Raw genomic sequence first — 19,203 nt, 5'->3', positions numbered from 1 at the left:
AAACAAAGTTGAATTTGTAATTAAAATTTTTTGTATTTTGCGAAGGGAGAATAGCGATTTATGTTTTCAATATTAGGTGCAGTATTATTTGGAGTTATAGCAATTATGACAGTTCTTGTTGCTTGCGGTCTGCCTTTGGGCGAATATACAATGGGTGGTCAACATAAAATCTTACCTAAGAAATTTAGACTTGCGGCAGTCCTTTCAGTAGCTATCCAAATTTTTGCCATGATCATTATTTTGCAAGCTGGAGGTTTGCTTCCCTTGTGGTTTTCTTTTAAGATTACTAAATATATTTGTTTCTTCTTTGCCGCTTACCTATCCTTGAATACGATTATGAACATGATTTCAAAAAGTAAGAAAGAAAAATATGTTATGACTCCGATTTCACTTATAGCCGGAATATGTTTTTGGATAACAGCATTTCAGATGTAGCATGTGAAATGAGGATCATCTACAGTGCGTCAAATTGGGGTTTGGGAATAACATCTCTATACATGATTGCTAGTGAGATTATTGTGATATCATGAATAGTGGAGTCGCAAAGACGATGAAACATAAGAATTTGTCTAAATGAATAGAAAAATTTTTAAAGCAGTAAATCGCAATGGTTTACTGCTTTTTTGCTTATTTTGAGAAGTCATAACCACCCGTCAAAACGGGTGACTTGTACACCGGCTATAAGCCGTTTCCCTTTAGCGACGTCTAAAGACGTTCGCTGAACTTCTTTTAGGTTAATGCTATGATTACTTGACTAATGCCCGTGAAAACGGGATTTTACCTTGTTCTAAAACTGCCATCTGAGAACGCTTTGCCACTTAACTTATCAAAGACAAGGTCATTTTTTCCCAATCGCCTATATATTTAGAAACTATCTTTTCATTTAGGCCCACGGTACTCACATAGTCTCCTCTCGCCCAAAACTTTCAATTGCCACAATATACCCCCTCTTGTTTTTCAATCTGAACAGGAGGGGGTATTTTGAATGGAAATGAATAAGACTTAGCTTTGTGTTATTAGCATTCTTATCACTTCATTTTAATCGTAATCAGCATACCTCCACCAAGCTATTGTTGCGATAAGACCTAGAATACTTACCCCAAATAAACTGACCATGCTCCCAAAATTCAATAGTGCTTTTCCTACAATACCGCTTGCGAGTGCAGGAATTGCCCATGGAATGTATTTCCCAAAGTTAAGAGCAGAACCAAGCTGAGAAAAAATAATACTAAAAATGATAAATGCCAATGGAGACAAATAGCCCCGGCCTAAACAAGCAAAAAAAGCTACTGGAGTAGAGACTATGATCGTAAGAGTAGTACAAAAACCAAAAGTAAGTATACCTTTGAAAATCACCGTTAAATTCCCACCATCAAGTCCAATCAAATTGGCAGCCAACAATCCTAATAAAAGTGCAAAAATTGATAGTATATAGCTCCATAGAGCGATAACGATAAACTTGGATAATACGATTGTATCTCTTTTTATCGGGAGTGCTAATAGGTCTATCATAGTTTTATCAGAATATTCTCTACCAAAAACCCAAGATGCTGTAAATCCAAAAATGAGCAATCCCCCAACAGAAATGACTTGTGATATGGTCATTAAGTATGACGACCAGTCTGTTATCCTCATCATTTCCATTTTTGCAGAAATCAAACCAAGATTTTTGAAATTCTCTGGATATTTCATCATAGTTGCAAACAACCCAACAATAAAAGGAACTAAACAGATAGAACAAGCAGTTACGATGGAAAGTTTTGATTTTATTAACTTTCTCCATTCAATTAAAATACAGGAACTAAGCTTTTTCATTCGAAACACCTCCATTATAGTCATTCAGTATTCTTAAGAAATAACGCTCTAAATCTTCTTTCTCAACAGTCAGTGATTTAGGTGGATAACCTGCATTAACTAGCAATGTAGCAATTTTTTCCGGATATTCCACAGCTTTTGTATCAGTTAATTCTAAGAAATCGATGTTATTTTCTGTGTCTGATTGAATGTTTACATGATAGCCCTGGTTAGATAATACTTCTTTCATAGCCTTATTATTAGAGCCACTTACTAGTAACTTCTTTTCTAAGTACTGCTCTAATTCATTGCTTTCAACTTCTCTTATAATTCTGCCCTCATGTACAATAACTATCCTAGTAGCAATTTTAGATATTTCTTCCAGATTATGACTTGAAATAAGAACAGTTGTGCCTAGATTATTCGCCAATTCCTTTAATAGTTCTCTCACTTCAATAACTCCAAAAGGATCTAATCCATTTGTTGGCTCATCAAGAATTAGAATTTTAGGTTTATGAATAATCGCTTTTGCAATTCCTAAACGCGCAACATTTCCTAAAGAAAGATGCTTCTCCTGTTTATGTTCATATTGCTTTAGTTTTAATTTCTCAATTACCCAGTCAATATTATCTTTATTAACCCCTCTTAATTTACTAACTATTTCTAAATTTTCTCTCACAGTTAAGTCTGGATAAGAATAAGGCGTCTCAATAATATAACCTATTTCGTTTCGAAGTTCTAAATTACTTAGATCTAACTTTCTTCCTTGGATATAACATTCTCCTGATGTAGATTTTATCAATCCTAGCATCATTCTCATCGTCGTTGTTTTCCCTGCGCCATTCAGTCCTAAAAAACCTACTATTTCACCACTTTTTATTGATAGATTCAAGTTGTTGACAACATTTTTTGTTCCATATCTTTTAGAAAGGTTTGCGGTTCTAATTGCTTCTTTCACCATTACCTATCCTCCTTAGTAATTTGCTCAACAATTCCTTGTATGACTAACTTCAATGTAGTATCAAATTGGTCTTCACCGATTTCCTCGATGTGTAATATAGTCATAGCAATCGTTCTAAATAAAGCAGAGACGATTTCTACCGATACATTTTCTCTAATATTGATTCGGGATACAATTTTTTTAACCATCTTATCATCTATCAGATGGTGATTTGTTATTGCCTCTTTTGGCAATTTTCTTATGAGTAATTCCATTTCATTATTTTTAAATATGGTATACATAAATGAATAGCGAAAATCTTGATAAAAATCATAAAGTAACTCTACCAGACGATTTGTATCTATCTTGGTTTCCATACCTAATTGTTCTGTCAGGCGATTCATAACATCTATTTGATATTCTTCTAAGACCGTAAAAAATAACATTTCTTTTGAGGGATAAAAATTATAAAAAGAACCTTTGGAAATATCTACCATTGCTGCCATCTGGTCAACTGTGGTTTTCTTAACCCCATATCTTTGAAGACATTCCTTTGCAACTTTATGTAATTTCTTTCTAATTACTTCTTTTTCTTCAGTAGTAAAAGCAGTAGCCATAACTTCCTCCTAAAAACTCTGTGACGTTTTTTGATTTTACAGTCATATAATATCATATAAATTGAAAAATGTCAAAAGTCTTATATCTTCTATGTAAGAAAATATAAGATTTTAAATTTACACACATCTCAATTCTCTTCATTTAGACCTAATTATTCGATTTTCACGATTTAAAAAATAAGGATACAGTACTGAAACCTCCTATTATCTGGCTTTTCTCTCTGTATCCTTATTGTATCTCAAGTTCCTTCTCTCAATTTCTCAATCATGACCAAGAAAGATGGATTGTTAATCTGATTGATGGTCTTGTAGAGGGCAACAGTGAAGTCCCGCTGAGGCAGGTAACTAAGATTAGCTGAGCATTGTTCAAGCAAGCTTCTGCCAAACCGCTGGCGGTTTACTACTTCATTTAAAACAAAGAGTCTGAGACAAAAAGATTTTGATTTTAGGAATTCCTTATTATAAATTTTTAAAATCGATAGATTAGAGCAAGAAAGCGAACAAGACAGAATTCTGAGTGTTAGATAACTCGTTTTGTTCGCTTTTTATATTGAAGGTTAGACTTTTGTCCCAGTCTCTTTTTTATTGCAAAAGAAAAGGGGAATGTAAATCATCTACAAACCCCTTTCATTTTATGAGTTGGGATCATCTAAACTACGCCCATGCAAACCTTTTTTACGTTGTACCTGACGTAGTTTTTCTGGTGTGACGTCATTTCCTTCCTCATCCACAATTTTAATTCCTTCAATGTGGTGACGAACAGAACGACGATAGCCTTCGATGTACTCCTCACGAAGTTTAGCTTGTTCCACTTTTTCAGCAGAAGTTAAGCCTTCTGTCTTTTTCTTTTTGGCAAGCTCATTGATACGAGCGATTTTTTTCGGATCCATTTCTTCTCCTTTGTGATAAGATACAGTCCGTTTGACTGAGTTTATTTGGTATTAATTTGGTTGAAACGTGCAAGTTTAGCTGCTTTCTTGGTTAATTGCGACAAGATTGCCAAGCGATTTTGTCGGACAGCCTGGTCTTCAGCCATTACCATAGTATTTTCAAAGAAAGCATCAATAACTGGGCTAAGCGCAAAGAGTTGTTCTAATTGCTGACTTGCAGTCCCTGACAAAATAAGTGATTCTACGGCCTCTGCCAAGGCTTTCTCTTCTTCATTCTCAAAGAGAGCAGGATCAACAGTATCAGTTCCTTCGGCTTTTTCAGCCAAGTTGAAAGCACGTGAGAGGGATTCGACAGATGGTTTGAAGTCTTCTTTCTTGCTTGCTTCGACAAGAGCACTTGCTGCTTCCAGCATATCCGCCACAACAAAGTTTGAACTTGCAAGGACTGCTTCCTTGATATCTTTCGGAGTTGAACCCATCATCTTATCAACACGAGCCTTGATAAAGTCCATAACCTCTGCTTTATTTTCATAAGTCAAACTGTCGAATTTCAGGGCATAAAGGCTATCAATCAGCTCATCCATAGCAATGTGCCAACCAAAAGCATCCAAGATACGAACTACACCTTGCGTCGCACGACGAAGGGCATAAGGGTCATTAGAACCTGAAGGAATCAAGCCTACTGAGAAGAAACTCAAAATCGTATCCAATTTGTCTGCAATGGCTAGAATGGCTCCCACCTTACTCTCTGGAAGTTCTCCTTCAGCAGCTGTCGGCATGTAGTGTTCACGAATAGCAGCCGCAACTGCTGGAGTTTCCCCAGCAAGAAGGGCATATTTCTCACCCATAATTCCTTGAAGTTCATCAAACTCACCAACCATACCCGTCAACAAGTCAAACTTGTAAATGGCTGCTGCACGCGCTAGGTCAACTGTTTCATCCACTGACAAACCAGCTTTTTCTGCCAAGAGAATGGCAATCTGACCTGTACGAATCATGTGTTCACGAAGAGAACCAATCTTTTCGTGGAAGGTCACATGGTTCAATTTTTCAACAAGGTCTGAGATAACCAATTTTTGGTCTTCACGCCAGAAGAATTCACCGTCTTCCAAACGGGCAACTAATACTTTTTCGTTACCCTTGATGACATTTTCCAAATGCTCTGCGTTTCCGTTACGGACTGAAATGAAGTTTGGTAAGAGTTTACCTTCTTGATCACGGACAACAAAGTAGCGTTGGTGTTCCTTCATTGAAGTCACCAAGACTTCTTCCGGAACGTCAAGGTATTTAGCATCAAAACTACCCATAAAGGAAGTTGGGTATTCAACCAAGTTCAAGACTTCGTTCAGCAAGTCAGCATCAATTTCAATACGTACACCATGTTCAGCTTCGATTGCTTTGATTTGGTCAACAATCATTTGCTCACGTTCACGTGGATCCGCGATTACAAACTGCTTACGAAGATCTTCTTCGTAGCTCAATGCTGACTGAATCTTAGTTTCTTGTCCCAAGAAACGATGACCGCGACTCACACGATCGCCCTTGATATCAAGGAAATCCAAATCAAACTCTTCTTCATCTAAAAGAACAGTTAAAGTGTGTACAGGGCGGATGTATTCAAAGGTGTTGTTAGCCCAGTGCATGCTGACAGGGAATGTCAGTGACTTCAAGACGTCTACTACACCTGGAACAATGGCTTCAACTGGTTGCCCCACTTCTTCCTTGGTAACATAGACATATTCTTCACCCTTGATTTCACGGAATTCAATATCTTCAACTGTCAAGCCTTTCCCACGGACAAATCCTTGAGCTGCTTTGGTGAAGTTTCCATCACTATCCAAGGCAATTTTCTTTGCTGGACCCTTGAAATCTTCTGTCAAATCAGACTGTTTGTCTGCCAGACCTGTCACACGAACAGCCAAACGACGTGGTGTTGAGAAGGTTTGAATGGCTTCAAAAGACAGGCGGTTTTCCTTGAGGAAGGCTGCCATTTTTTCACCTAGTTGTTTTTCGCTTGGAGTTACTACGTAGGCTGGTAACTCTTCAAGACCGAGTTCTACTAATAAGTTTTTTGTCATGTTTTTTCCTTTACATTTTCTTCAATCTTTTTTGATATGCCCCTTAGGTACTGGGGACGTCGCTAACTAACTTTTGTGAGTCTGTAAGGAAATCTTATACCAAATAAACTAAGATTTCCAACAGTCTCATCAAAGTGGATTTAGCTGACTGATTTTTGAACCCAAGGTTTCAAAAATCCCCACATAACAGTACGGCGGTGCATATCCCTCTAGCAAGTCTTCGACTTGCCTTTAACGATTTTAGAGCACAGTATTACTTACTATTCTGCGTCTTCTGCTAGGAGTTTAGCTCGTGTTGCTTCATCCAAAAGTGGGTAGCCTAGGCGTTTGCGTTCTGCGACAAAGGTTTTAGCTACGACACGGGCTAAGTTACGGATACGAGCGATATAGCCTGCACGTTCTGTTACAGATACGGCACCACGCGCATCAAGCAGATTAAAGGTGTGTGAACATTTGAGAACATAGTCATAGGCAGGGTGAACCAAGCCCTCTTCCAAGGCACGACCAGCTTCCTTTTCAAACTTATCAAAGTTTTCAAGCAACATTTCTTGGTCCGAAATTTCAAATGAATATTTTGAGTGCTCATACTCAGGCTGGATGAAGATTTCTCCGTATTTTACACCATCAGCCCACTCAATATCATAGACAGAGTCTACTTCTTGGATGTAAGAAGCCAAACGCTCCAAACCATAGGTAACTTCCGCAGTCACAGGGCCAGTTGCCAATCCACCAACTTGTTGGAAATAAGTGAACTGAGTGATTTCCATCCCATCAAGCCACACTTCCCAACCGAGACCAGCTGAACCAGTCGAAGGATTTTCCCAGTTGTCCTCAACGAAACGGATATCGTGTTCCAATGGATTGATACCCAATTTTTCCAAAGACTCAAGGTAAAGTTCCTGAATATTTGATGGAGAAGGTTTCATAACCACTTGGAATTGGTGGTGTTGGTAGAGACGGTTAGGGTTTTCCCCGTAACGACCGTCAGCAGGACGACGTGATGGCTCTACATAAGCCGCATTCCATGGCTCAGGTCCGATAGCACGAAGGAAAGTGTAAGGACTCATTGTCCCCGCACCTTTTTCATTATCATAAGCCTGCATGAGCATACAACCTTGGTCATTCCAAAATTGTTGCAAAGTAAGGATGATTTCCTGGAAAGTCAATTTTTTAGACATTGTTTACTCCTTTAATTTATATTATCTTTTTAGCTTTATTCATCAAGCAACCAAGAAAAAGCTGAGTCCTGAAAAATATGACGTTTGGGAACCGTTTGTAAATTCTGATCGCATTCGTCTATTGTACCTAGTTTCAAAGCACAGACTTCTGGTATATTTTCTTGAGCAGTGAAAATTTGACTATGACAGTTCTGACAGTAATAGCGTTGTTTTCCTGGAGATGAACTATAGGTAACCAACTGTTCTTTTCCATGCAATACTAGGTTTTTACTGCTAACTTTGGCATTCACTGTATAGGCAGACGCAGTTGCTTTCCGACAGAATGAGCAGTGGCAAAAAACTAATTCCGACAATTTCTCATCTAAAGTGTAGGTCACTGCTTTGCATAAACAAGATCCTTTAAGCATTATGCTCCTTTCTACTTAGGCATTAGAGGAAATTCAAAAAGAACCGAATTTCAACACCCAAGCCTTGCGACTAGGGGCGTCTGAAACGCGGTTCCACCCTAATTTATTACTTCATTGTTTATAAAAATACGACAGAAAGCGCCAGTTTCTTACCTTGTCCTACTTGGCTCCCACTATCCCAAGCTCGCTGAAGAACGCCATAAGACTTTCTTTCCTAGCTAGTATTATAGCAGATTTTCTAGCCAGTGTAAACCAAAAATGAGTCTGAAAACAAAGTTCCAGACTCATTTATTAGTAAAGCTTCAGAAACTCCTGTTTAAGGATGTCTTTTCGCTTTTGGTTTTTTGCCATGTAAATTTCTCTTGGCTTGTTTCAAGGCTGTAATGGCATCTTTGACATCTTCTTGGCTCGCTCCTGGATCTTTAAGGAGTTCCTGTGCCTCTTTAAAAGTTAAAAGATAAGCTGCTTTTTCTTTCTTGTCAGCATAGATAAATCTCGCGTTCTTTTCTTGGAAAAGACGTTCATCTTTGACCAGTTTCTTTAGACTAGAGAAGTCTGTAGCCTTGCCATTCAGTTTACTTTTAGCTGTTGCTAGGGCAATGAGAGATTGGTCAATTTGATCCTGTTTGACTTTAGGATCTACAGCTAGTAAGGCAATTTCTTGGAAGGCACGATCATAAGCTCGACGTACTTTTTCCTTGGCATTCGCATATCGTCCAGTTTTAGTCGTTGCATAGTAAGCTTTCATAGCTTCTTTCAAGGCTGTAACGTTCGAATCTTTTCCATCCAAAGCTTTACCAGCAGCTTCTAGACTAGCGAGAACGCCATCAATCAATTCTTGTTTCAACTTGCTTGACAAGGCTGACTGCGCAACTTGGAAAGCTTGGTCATAAGTTTTTCTCTTATCTGCACTACTATTAAAGTAACGAGACGTTTCTACCAGTTCTTTTTGTTGATTTACCGCAGCAATCAAGGCCAACTTAGACACAACAGATAGACGCAAAGCATTATTTCGACCTGGCTGAACGAGCAAGGAAACGAGATCTTCAAGGAGTTCGTATCCAGTTGGCAAGGCGACTTGTACAGTATAACGACCTGTAGCAACTTTCTTACCAAAGGCGTATTGACCGTATTTTTCAGCAGGAAGAGTGATACTTGTCCCATCTTCTCCTTTCAAAACTACTGTAGTCGTCTTTGGAACTGCTTGGTTGAAGGAAACAGACACAGGTGCATATTCTAGGAGATTTGCTAGGAAGGTAATGGTTTGGAAACTATTTTCTTCCGTCAAGTCAAACTCTTGGGACAAGGCACTGATAAATTTCAATTCAGTTCGGTCATAACTGAAAATTTCTGCTGTATAATGACCAAACTGTAAGAAATGAATCGCTTTTGTCTTGTCAACATCAACATATTGTCCCTTGCTATTTTTGATTCGATAGACGTAGAGGGTATCAATATCTTGGTTTGTTTTCGCATCCTTCAAGGCAATTTTCACTCGACCACTATTTTGATCGCGTACAAGTTCAGCAAGTGAGATATAATCTACATTTCCTGCATAGTCCTCAACAAGATAGTAAATATTAGCCTTGTCAACATCCTTAGGAAGTGTATAACTACCATCAGCATTGGCTTTGATCAGATGGGTGTTCTCAAGCGCACGAGTTCCAGACTGGTCTTTCCCAGATAGAATCATGGTCCCTTTCTGGTCAAATGGTGTGATATAGAAGACTTTTTCTGAAAGGATACCGCCTTGACCCACATCTTTTGGTTTGCGAGCTACGAATTCTTGGTTTCCATCTTTAAAGCGAATATAACCACTTGTGATGACAGGTTTTTGAGTATCAATTTGAATCTTAAAGGTCGTATATTGTTCTTTGGCTCCTGGAACATCTGGTGTGTAACTAATAACATAGTCATATAAACCATCTGCAACAGTATTCCCATCAAAATCCTGGCCTCTCCAAGCAGTATTATCTAGAATATAACTCTTCAGATTTCTACTGTCTCCATCAAAATAATTCTTACGAAGATCCTTTGCATCACCCTCCCAAATAGGATGTTCATGCTTGGTATCCGTAGCCGCATAAACTGTAGCCCGAAGATTTACAAGATTTCTCAAAGCAACCGTTTTGTATTCAACTAGGTCTTTGTTTCCATCATCATTTGGAGAAATGGCAATACGGACATTCCCTTTTTCGTCCAACTGAAGAACATGCTTACCTTCAGCATTTTGTTCGATTCCAAGAACGGTAATTCGGCGTCCTTGGCGTTGACCTTTAGACACTAGAAGGTCATTTTGCAAGGTTGCGAGATAGGTAGCATCATTAGAGTAGTTAACGGCAGGATTTTCCTTGTCTACTTCCGTGTAAAATCCATTTTTCCCTTCTCGGACAAGGTTGTAAATTGGTTTTTCGACAGCAGGGAGATTTTGGAATTCTCCTCGGAAGCCCATAAATGCAAGACTCACAACATCCCCATCATCTGCTGGATCTACAAATCGAACAAAACCTTCAAGGAAATAGCCATTTGGCATTTGTTTGCTGAGTTCAGTAGCAAATTTTCGAGCATCTACTTTAACAGTGACTGTTTGACTGCTGTGGGCTTTGACTGTCACTTCTGGCCAGACTGTCTCCGTTAGTTTTCGAGGTCGAAGGGTGAATTTTCCATCTTGGACCTCGTCTGTATTGGTATTCACTACCATCTTGAGAGTGCGGTCAGTATCTGAAATATTGTGTACAGTGACCTTGAAAGTAAATTGATCTCCAACATTTCCTAAAGTCACGCTTGGATAACCATTTTCACCCGTTACATAGAGGTCTGTTGACACTGCAGCAGCTGTATCCACAATACCAGAACCTTGCTGACGAGGAGAGGTATAAGTGCCTGTGTCCTTATTAACATGTGGTTTTGCAGTTGACATGATCAAGGCCTTGACAGTCTCTGATACTTGCTCAGGAGTCAATTCTGGATGGTGTTTTTGAAGGTATTCCTTAACCAAAACTGCAACACCCGTAACATGAGGAGCCGCCATACTGGTTCCGCTGATACTACCATAGGTATTGTCATTAAAGGATGAATAGATATTGCCACCAGGAGCTGTCACGTCCGGTTTCAATTGTCCATCGGTAGTCACTCCCCAACTTGAAAAGTCAGATAGCTGATTGGCTACATCGGAAGGGCGATTATCCATCTTGTCATTAAAAACAATCTTGTAGTTTCCTGATTTTAAGGCTTCACCATACTGTTTAGAAATAAATACTGAAGGAATTTTCTTTGCTTCATCATCAATAGCCATATTGATGTTTGCACCTTCTACATTATTGTAGATCAAAGCACCAACTGCACCGTGTTTTCGTGCATTTTTGATCTTCTCTGAAAAGTTCATGGCTCCACGCTGAATGAGGGCAAGTTTCCCAGTTAAATCCAACTTCGCAAAGTCTTCTTCACGACCTAACCCTGCTTCGACGTATTCGTACTCTTTTCCTTTTTCAAAGTCCTTATCTGCTTCAGGTTGATTATAATCAAATTTTCCGTTATGAAGGCCGGCATTTCCCTCTAGACCTTTAACTTCAAAAACGGCTGTTGTCAATGTTTTATTGTTGACAGAAGCAACTGAAATTGAGTCTTCAACAGTGGATGGATTTCCAACCAAGCCATAGTCTGGGTTTTCGGCTAGCGGTTTTGAATAACCATTTCCGAATGTATTGCTATTTCCTGCTGAGATAAGAACAGACACTCCCTTGGCACGAGCCCGTTTGATGGCATCCACAATATCGGAACCAGCATCCACCATAGAACCAGTGCTAGATCCTAAACTCATATTAATGGCATCTGCTCCTAAGGCAACTGCGTCATCAATCGCCTTTACATAAAGGGCAGAACTGGTCGTTTTTTGGCGATCTGAAAAGACACGCATAAACATGACTTGGGCTTCTGGCGCAACACCATAGACCTTTTCACCATTTGGTGCTTCTTTATCAGGGTTTCCAGCAGCAATCCCTGTTACGTGCATCCCATGAGAAGTTCTTTCTGCTTCTTTGATTTTATCTGTTCCGTCAAAGTAATCGTAGGCATAGACAACCTTATCACTATACCATTTACCGTAGTCGATTCCAGCAGCCTTTTTAGCTGCTTCGATAGCTTCCTTGTTTTTAAATTTTGCTTTTGACGGATCCGAAATTCGAAGAACCTCATGATTCAAATCAAGCCCTGAGTCAATAATGGCAACAACGGTCCCTGTCCCCTTGTAACCAGCCTTCCAAGTTTTCGGTACTGTGATGATATCATTGCTTGAAAGACTATTTGGTTTTGCAGACTCAGTTTTTTCTTGTTCTTTTTCTGTAGTTGCTGTTTCTCCATTAGTTTTAGGAGCTGTCGTTGCTTTAGCCTCTTTTTTCTCTATGGTAGAGGACTTCTCAGTAGCAGGCGCTGTACTGGTATCGACTGTTGTTTCTTTTTGAACGACACCTTGATTTTCTTCTTTTGCAACTGCGCTATCTTTTCCTGATTCTTGGGCTTCGGCAGTTTTATCAACCGGAGCATCTACCTTAGCATCTTGTTTACTAGCATCCTCTTTAGAAGTTTCAACTTCTTGTTTCTCTCCAACTACTGGTGCTATCCCATTAGTATTGGTTTGGTCAGTCGCAGAGTTTGAGTGTTTATCGTCTTTTAGCTCTGTCTTAATTTCCTGAGTTTGTGCTTGATTTTCACCTGTACTCTGCTCATTGGCACTGACTTGACTTGCTCCAAAAACCAATGCAGTTCCCAATAAAACTGAAGCAAGACCAAATTTGTATTTCCTTAATGAAAAACGTTGTCGTCTATTCATAAATAATCTCCTTTTTCTTTAAAGTATACCTATTATAACGCAAATAATCATAAATTTTCATAAAAATCTGAATTGTCACAAAAATGTAATATTTACGTATATATTTTACTTGTTTAATTTTATCATTCGTGTTATTTGTTCTATCAAACCAATATTTTCTAAATTCGTTCCTATATTTCAATCCATAAAATTATTTTATTATACAAACAATTTAGATTTTTTATACACAAAAAGACTAGAATTTAAAATTCCTAGTCTTTGTTATTTCAGTATAAATAGATTTCACAAACTAAAAATCCATCTCATCCACACGAGGTGCGCCCGAAGTCACTAAAATTGTCTTTAAGACTTCTCGCTCGTCTTTGCTGAGTTCAATTCCAAAACAGTCAAGATTGCTCTGGATACGAGAGGCTGTCACTGACTTAGGTAGGGGTAAAAAATCTTCTGCCAAACTCCAAGCCAAGGCAATTTGAGCCACTGATTTCCCATGCTTCGCAGCAATTTCTTGGACTTCTTTCTGTTCAAACAACTCTCCTTGTCCAAATGGCCCCCAAGCCTCTAAGAGAATTCCTTTCTCTCTACAGTAGTCAACCACTTCCTCTTGATAAACTCCTGGTGCCAAGCGCACCTGATTGACCGCTGGAATGACTCTTGCTGTCTCAAGCAAGGCATCCAAATGATGAGGAAGGAAATTACTAACGCCGATAGCACGGATTTTGCCTTCTTGGTAAAGATCCTCCATCGCTCTCCAGACTTCAGCATTGCGAGTTTTCCATTCGTCATTTTCTCTTAAAGGTTTTGGATTTGGCCAATGGATAAGGTACAAATCTAGATAATCCAATCCCAGTTTTTCCATTGATTCTTCAAATGCTTGGCGAGCTTCATCATAGCTGTGATTGGTATTCCAGAGTTTGGTCGTTACAAAGATTTCTTGTCTTGGAATACCGCTATCTCGAATAGCACGACCAACACTTTCCTCATTTTTATAGATAGCTGCAGTATCGATATGTCGATAACCATCCTTTAAGGCTTCTAAAACGGCTTGGTAGGCTACCTCTCCATTTTCAGCTTTCCATGTTCCAAATCCTAGTACAGGAATTGAAATTCCATTATTAAGGGTATAAGATTTCATCGTTTTTCCTTTCTATGTGAAGAAAATCTAAAGAAACAAAATCCTGATTATCAGAACACTTGCCCCTTTAGATTTTAACAATTATTGATCACGATCGTAATAGATCTCGTGAGCTTTTAAGCGAGAATTGAGCAATTCAGGAACGGTCACAAATGTATACCCTTCACCCTTTAAATACTCAATGACACTTGGTAGGGAATTAACTGAAGGACCATGGATATCATGCATGAGGATGATAGAACCATTGCGAACCTGACGTTGAATCTCTGTCAAAATGGCTGTCTCGTTTTTACTCTTCCAGTCCAAACTATCCACGTCCCACATGATGAAGCTTAAATCAAGGCCGTTTCGAATATCATCAGTGATGGCACCATAAGGTGGGCGCATCAGTTTAGAGCTTGATCCTAAAACTTGAGTTAACAAATCTTCTGTATCAGTAATTTGCTTTTTAGCATCTTCGAGCGAAAGTTGTGAAAGAACAGGATGACTCCAGCTGTGGTTTCCTACAACATGACCTTCAGATTTCATTCGTTTCAGAAGATTTTCATTACCTGCAATGTTTTTACCAAGTACAAAGAAGGTTGCTTTTACACCATATTTAGCTAAAGTATCCAAAGCCTGCGTGGTTGTAGTAGGATTTGGACCATCATCAAAGGTCAAGGCTACAACCTTTTTGTTTTTCTTAGCAAAGTATGCTTGGTAAAGTTCAGCATCCTTTTCTAATAGATAAGAAGACTCAATGACATCAAAGAAACTGGATATGGGCAAAGCAATTTCCTCAACAGTCTCTCCAGCATTAGCAGGATAAAGGATGATTTGACTATCCTTATAATCAAAGCTCCAAGATGTCAATTCTTGGTCTGTGAAGCTCTTTATAACTTGATCAATTTTTGCCTGGTCAAGTTTCTTATCTTCTAGAGTTGATTTGATTTGACTCAGTAAGAGTTCCTTAGCCTTACTTGCATCTTTGAAGAGTTTACTGAGGTCAAAAGCTTTCCCATCTTCGGTCAAGAAAATTTTCCCTAAAGAAGTCTTTTCTTTTTCTTCAACCTTTGATGCAGACAAATCGTAGACTTGCTTGCTGATATTACGAGCAACAACTCCCTTTAAGACGGGATCCAATTGCTCACTATAATAAAAGACCAAGTCCTCTTTATCTTCCAGCTTTTCTTTAATATCCTGGTTGATTTTTTCTCTAACAGACGCAATGACTTCCTCTCCTTGCAGAGGGTAGTAGGCAATCACCTCAGCTTGACCTTTTCGGAAATGGTCCTTCTGACTACCTGAGTTGAATTGCTGGTCCTTTTCGCTTTTTAGCGCTTCAATTTTTTGTTCGTAAGATTGCTTTTGTAGTAGCTTATAACCAATAGCACTTCCTAATAGAATCGTAGCAATTCCTAAGATTCCAACAAGGGAAAGCAATAGCCTTCTCGTTTTATCGTGAGAAACACGTTTCGCTCTATTTTTTTTCATATTTCCATCATATCAAATCGAGGCTATTATTTCAATGATAAACAAGAATTCTGATTTCTTTTTAGAAAAATAAAAAAGCTTAGAAATATCTAAGCTTCTCGTTTAGAAACGAATCGTTTCACGTGTTTTCTCATATGAAGTTACAAAACGGTTTGTGACTCCTGGTTCAGCAACTTCCAAGGCTTGTGAAATTTTTTCAAATGACGCCTGGTAGTCAAACTCTTTTTCAAAAATTTCAAGCGCTTCGTTGAAGGCCTCTTGGATACGCTCATCAAATGAACGGTAACGGTTTGAGTATTGGAGTAGTTGCTCAGTCAAGGTTGCATATTGAACGATATCATAGGTTTCTGTTTCAAGTGCTTCCATATCATTTGTTGCGACTTCAAGAATTCGTTTAACCGATTCAATATTCACTTGTGGTTGTTCTAACTCTGCCATCAAATCTTCTGTGTTATGACTTGCAGTAAAGAAAAGTTTCAAGAAACTTTGAGGAATACCTGGCAAGTTTCTCTTCTCCATGTAACGTTTGATAGTATGCAAACGGTTCACATAGACATTTGCTTTTTGGCGAGCATTGAGGTCGTCTTTTTCAATTTGCGCAAGTCGTTCGCTAACAGAGATTTGCTCATCCTCTATATCCTTGAGGTTGCTTTGAAGCATTTCCAACTGTTCTTCAAGAACAGAGAAGGCTTGAGTTGGCTCGCCTTGGTCTTCTGTTACCTCTAAGATAGCTGTATCAAGTGCAGCCAATTCTGCTTGAAGACGACGAACATGATTGCCATCACTTTCAGGAAGAAGGTAGGTTTTAGTCAAGCGTTCAAGGTCCTGAACAAGCACCTGATTATTTTCTTTCAAGTGGTTGAGATAAGTTGGTAATGTAGCAAGAAGACTTTCAACCACTTTTTGAGCTGCAATTTCACGAGTGAAGATATCATAAAGTGCGTTGATTTCTTCTTGGATGCGATTATTTTCATACTCTGCATTGTCCAATTCCAACTGACGAATATTTTCTTGATTATTTTTCAAAGACTCATGCAAAAGTTGGAAACGAGACTCGATATCTGTTTCTGTAAAGTGGTAGTTGGCATCCAACAGCTTGCGATAGCCTTCTTCCAAATCTGCTAATTGTTCTGGCAGTTCTTTTGTCAAGGTTTCAACAAGAGCTGGAATTCGCTCAACGATGTGTGTCAAAGCGAGAATATGATTTTCAGTTGAATCAAGAATTGCTGCCGCTTCAACCGGGTCACCTGATGAATTTAGGGTAACAAATTGAGAGAATTCAGATTGGATGTTTTCCAATTGTTTCTCAATCTCAGGAAGGGCTTTCCCATATTTCTCCGAATCTTCTGCAACAGTATGTTGAAGGGATTCAAACAAGTCCAAAGCATGAAGGACACGGCCACTATTCTTAGATTCTTGTTTTTCAAGTTCAGAAAGGGCATTGCGAATAGCTGCAATATCTTCTTCAATCAAGCCAATTTGGCTTTCAATTTGATCAATCTTGTGAGCAGCTTTGAAAAAACGGAAAGAATTATTGTAGCTTTCAGCTTCAAAGAGGTGATTTTCAATATCAGCAAATGAATTCAGAGATAAATCAACCCATTTTTGGTTCCATTCACGGAAGGTCACCTGACTTTGACCAATCAAGTGCATGTTTTTAACGGCTTCAACCTCATCATTTACAGGAAGGTTGTAGAGTTCTTCTTTTCTTTCTTCAAGGGCCGTTAATCTGCTTACATTACGCTTACGTAAAAAGATAGCTGTTACATAAGCTAAGATCAGAATGACTGCAATCGCAACCATTAGATAAATTAGTTGTCCATTAGACATATCAAACTCCTTTTATACTAGAAACAATCGTAATGATTATATCATATTTTTTAAACCAAGGGAACTATTTCCCACATTTTTTAGACGTCAAGTGTACTGTAAACAGCGTTTTCTTCGATAAATTCGCGACGAGGTTCTACTCGATCCCCCATCAACATATCAAAGATTTTATCTGCTTCGGCAGCATCATCTACCGAAACACGCGCCATCAAGCGATGTTCAGGATCCATGGTTGTTTCCCACAATTGGTGGTCATCCATTTCTCCCAAACCTTTATAACGTTGGATGGTTGGTTTTGAACGCCCTTCACTGTGACGTGCTAAGGCTTCTTGGAGTTTAATTTCTTGATCTGCACCAGGTTGAATGTATTCTTTGATCTCACTTCCAACCTTAACCCCATAAATCGGTGGTTGGGCAATGTAGACATAACCAGCCTCTAAGATTGGTTTCATATAGCGATAAATCAAGGTTAGCAAGAGAGTTCGAATGTGGGCTCCATCAACATCGGCATCGGTCATCAAAACGAGTTTTTGGTAACGAGCCTTAGTGACATCAAATTCTGCACCAAATCCTGTTCCCATGGCTGTGAAAAGACTTCGAATTTCTTCGTTTGCAAGGATTTTATCCATGCTAGCTTTTTCAACGTTCAAGATCTTACCACGAATTGGCAAGATAGCTTGGAATTCACGATTACGACCAGATTTGGCTGATCCACCAGCTGAGTCTCCTTCGACGATGAAGAGTTCGGTTTCAGCAGGGTTGTTAGAAGAACAGTCTGCTAGTTTTCCTGGCAGATTGGAAATTTCCAAACCAGATTTCTTGCGTGTGACTTCACGCGCACGCTTGGCAGCTACACGAGCTTTGGCAGCCAAGATCCCTTTTTCCACGATTCGCTTGGCGATCTGTGGATTTTCCATGAGGAAATCAGAGAAGGCATCGCTGAAGAGGCGATTGGTAATCTTGACTACTTCACTATTCCCCAGTTTGGTCTTGGTTTGTCCTTCAAACTGCGGGTTTGGATGCTTAACTGAGATAACTGCTGTCAAACCTTCACGGACATCTTCCCCTGTTAGATTATCTTCATTGTCTTTTAGCAATTTATTTTTGCGAGCATAATCATTGATAACACGTGTCAGCGCTGTACGGAAACCTTGCTCATGCGTACCACCTTCATGGGTGTGAATGTTATTGGCGAAACTCATGACGTTTTCGTGGTAACCAGTTGTGTACTGCATGGCTACTTCAACTGTGATATCATCCATCTCACCGTCTGTGTAGATTGGTGTATCAAAGATCACATCCTTGTTCTCGTTGATATATTCAACGTAGCTAGCAATCCCACCCTCATAGTGATATTGTTTAGTCTGTTCGAGACCTTCACGCTTATCTGTGATGGAGATTCGAAGGCCTCGGTTCAAAAAGGCTAGTTCTTGAATACGTTTGTTTAATTTTTCAAAGTCAAAAGTTGTTGTTTCTGTAAAAATCTCTGGATCTGGTGTGAAGTGAACTGTTGTTCCAGTTTTATCTGTATCTCCAACCACCTCAAGATCAGCAACAACATGACCACGACGGTATTCTTGGTAATGAATCTTACCGTTTTTATGGACATGAACATCTAGTTGAGTTGAAAGAGCGTTTACTACTGATGAACCTACACCGTGCAATCCACCTGAAACCTTGTATCCGCCACCGCCGAATTTTCCTCCAGCGTGAAGAACTGTAAAGACGGTCTCAACAGCGGGACGCCCTGTTTTTTCCTGAATATCAACAGGAATTCCACGCCCATCATCCACAACGGTGATGGAATTATCTGGCTCTATAAAGACTTGGATGTGGCTAGCAAACCCAGCTAGGGCTTCGTCAATTGAGTTATCAACGATTTCCCATACTAGATGGTGAAGACCTTCTTTTGAAGTCGATCCAATATACATACCTGGACGCATACGAACAGCTTCAAGTCCCTCCAAAACTTGAATTTGACTGGCATCATAATCCTGTGCCTGTTGATTTTTGATTTCTTCTGTCATTTTTTCCCT

At 39.1% G+C, this 19,203-nt stretch carries 13 protein-coding genes and 2 pseudogenes; 1 reads left to right on the top strand and 14 read right to left on the bottom strand.

The window, feature by feature from the left end:
• The first annotated feature begins 60 nt into the window (after positions 1–60).
• Positions 61–435, top strand: a complete 375-nt coding sequence (locus B7721_RS05520) for a hypothetical protein (RefSeq protein ID WP_061408833.1) — start codon at positions 61–63, stop codon at positions 433–435.
• 342 nt (positions 436–777) lie between these two features.
• On the opposite strand, the pseudogene B7721_RS10430 reads toward B7721_RS05520, so the two are convergent.
• The 14 genes and pseudogenes from B7721_RS10430 to gyrB all read right to left on the bottom strand — a co-directional run.
• Positions 778–926, bottom strand: a pseudogene (locus tag B7721_RS10430) (IS200/IS605 family transposase); the annotation flags it as partial.
• Between the two features lie 112 nt (positions 927–1,038).
• Entirely contained in the window at positions 1,039–1,815 is a 777-nt protein-coding gene (locus B7721_RS05515; protein WP_084877941.1) for an ABC transporter permease, read from the bottom strand.
• Positions 1,802–2,755 carry an ABC transporter ATP-binding protein gene (locus tag B7721_RS05510; protein WP_084877940.1) on the bottom strand — a complete coding sequence of 318 codons (954 nt, stop codon included), beginning with the start codon at positions 2,753–2,755 and terminating at the stop codon, positions 1,802–1,804. The genes B7721_RS05515 and B7721_RS05510 overlap by 14 nt, the downstream gene beginning before the upstream one ends.
• A complete protein-coding gene (locus B7721_RS05505) occupies positions 2,755–3,351 on the bottom strand; it encodes a TetR/AcrR family transcriptional regulator (RefSeq protein WP_084877938.1) in 597 nt (198 codons plus the stop codon). The genes B7721_RS05510 and B7721_RS05505 overlap by 1 nt, the downstream gene beginning before the upstream one ends.
• A gap of 239 nt (positions 3,352–3,590) precedes the next feature.
• Positions 3,591–3,701: pseudogene (locus B7721_RS05500) on the bottom strand (SAM-dependent methyltransferase); the annotation flags it as partial.
• A gap of 282 nt (positions 3,702–3,983) precedes the next feature.
• The gene (locus tag B7721_RS05495) at positions 3,984–4,241 is read right to left on the bottom strand and encodes a DUF896 family protein (protein WP_084877937.1); all 258 of its coding nucleotides are present in this window, start codon (positions 4,239–4,241) and stop codon (positions 3,984–3,986) included.
• Positions 4,242–4,282: 41 nt separating this feature from the next.
• Positions 4,283–6,319 (bottom strand): glycine--tRNA ligase subunit beta, encoded by a 2,037-nt coding sequence (gene glyS, locus B7721_RS05490; protein ID WP_084877935.1) that lies wholly within the window; start codon positions 6,317–6,319, stop codon positions 4,283–4,285.
• A gap of 260 nt (positions 6,320–6,579) precedes the next feature.
• Positions 6,580–7,497, bottom strand: coding sequence for a glycine--tRNA ligase subunit alpha (glyQ, locus tag B7721_RS05485; protein ID WP_000038733.1), 918 nt, complete (start codon positions 7,495–7,497; stop codon positions 6,580–6,582).
• A 35-nt stretch (positions 7,498–7,532) separates the two neighbouring features.
• Positions 7,533–7,904, bottom strand: coding sequence for a GFA family protein (locus B7721_RS05480; protein ID WP_084877934.1), 372 nt, complete (start codon positions 7,902–7,904; stop codon positions 7,533–7,535).
• Positions 7,905–8,220: 316 nt separating this feature from the next.
• On the bottom strand, positions 8,221–12,732 hold the full coding sequence (locus tag B7721_RS05475; protein ID WP_084877932.1) for a S8 family serine peptidase: 4,512 nt from the start codon (positions 12,730–12,732) through the stop codon (positions 8,221–8,223).
• Positions 12,733–13,021: 289 nt separating this feature from the next.
• Positions 13,022–13,864 (bottom strand): aldo/keto reductase, encoded by an 843-nt coding sequence (locus B7721_RS05470; protein ID WP_000844560.1) that lies wholly within the window; start codon positions 13,862–13,864, stop codon positions 13,022–13,024.
• A gap of 81 nt (positions 13,865–13,945) precedes the next feature.
• Positions 13,946–15,337, bottom strand: coding sequence for a peptidoglycan-N-acetylglucosamine deacetylase PgdA (gene pgdA / locus B7721_RS05465; RefSeq protein ID WP_000742163.1), 1,392 nt, complete (start codon positions 15,335–15,337; stop codon positions 13,946–13,948).
• Between the two features lie 102 nt (positions 15,338–15,439).
• Positions 15,440–17,167, bottom strand: coding sequence for a septation ring formation regulator EzrA (gene ezrA, locus B7721_RS05460; protein WP_000064804.1), 1,728 nt, complete (start codon positions 17,165–17,167; stop codon positions 15,440–15,442).
• An 80-nt stretch (positions 17,168–17,247) separates the two neighbouring features.
• A complete protein-coding gene (gene gyrB / locus B7721_RS05455) occupies positions 17,248–19,194 on the bottom strand; it encodes a DNA topoisomerase (ATP-hydrolyzing) subunit B (protein WP_000134075.1) in 1,947 nt (648 codons plus the stop codon).
• Between the last annotated feature and the right edge of the window lie 9 nt (positions 19,195–19,203).

The sequence above is a fragment of the Streptococcus oralis subsp. oralis genome, from assembly GCF_002096445.1.
Taxonomy (GTDB): domain Bacteria; phylum Bacillota; class Bacilli; order Lactobacillales; family Streptococcaceae; genus Streptococcus; species Streptococcus oralis_N.
The sequence above is the reverse complement of the archived record's forward strand: the minus strand, read 5'-3'. Positions and strand labels throughout refer to the sequence as shown.

Coding starts and splice junctions, on each gene's coding strand:
- B7721_RS05520 (WP_061408833.1), top strand. CDS start 61: ATGTTTTCAATATTAGGTGCAGTATTATTTGGAGTTATAGCAATTATG.
- B7721_RS05515 (WP_084877941.1), bottom strand. CDS start 1,815: ATGAAAAAGCTTAGTTCCTGTATTTTAATTGAATGGAGAAAGTTAATA.
- B7721_RS05510 (WP_084877940.1), bottom strand. CDS start 2,755: ATGGTGAAAGAAGCAATTAGAACCGCAAACCTTTCTAAAAGATATGGA.
- B7721_RS05505 (WP_084877938.1), bottom strand. CDS start 3,351: ATGGCTACTGCTTTTACTACTGAAGAAAAAGAAGTAATTAGAAAGAAA.
- B7721_RS05495 (WP_084877937.1), bottom strand. CDS start 4,241: ATGGATCCGAAAAAAATCGCTCGTATCAATGAGCTTGCCAAAAAGAAA.
- glyS (WP_084877935.1), bottom strand. CDS start 6,319: ATGACAAAAAACTTATTAGTAGAACTCGGTCTTGAAGAGTTACCAGCC.
- glyQ (WP_000038733.1), bottom strand. CDS start 7,497: ATGTCTAAAAAATTGACTTTCCAGGAAATCATCCTTACTTTGCAACAA.
- B7721_RS05480 (WP_084877934.1), bottom strand. CDS start 7,904: ATGCTTAAAGGATCTTGTTTATGCAAAGCAGTGACCTACACTTTAGAT.
- B7721_RS05475 (WP_084877932.1), bottom strand. CDS start 12,732: ATGAATAGACGACAACGTTTTTCATTAAGGAAATACAAATTTGGTCTT.
- B7721_RS05470 (WP_000844560.1), bottom strand. CDS start 13,864: ATGAAATCTTATACCCTTAATAATGGAATTTCAATTCCTGTACTAGGA.
- pgdA (WP_000742163.1), bottom strand. CDS start 15,337: ATGAAAAAAAATAGAGCGAAACGTGTTTCTCACGATAAAACGAGAAGG.
- ezrA (WP_000064804.1), bottom strand. CDS start 17,167: ATGTCTAATGGACAACTAATTTATCTAATGGTTGCGATTGCAGTCATT.
- gyrB (WP_000134075.1), bottom strand. CDS start 19,194: ATGACAGAAGAAATCAAAAATCAACAGGCACAGGATTATGATGCCAGT.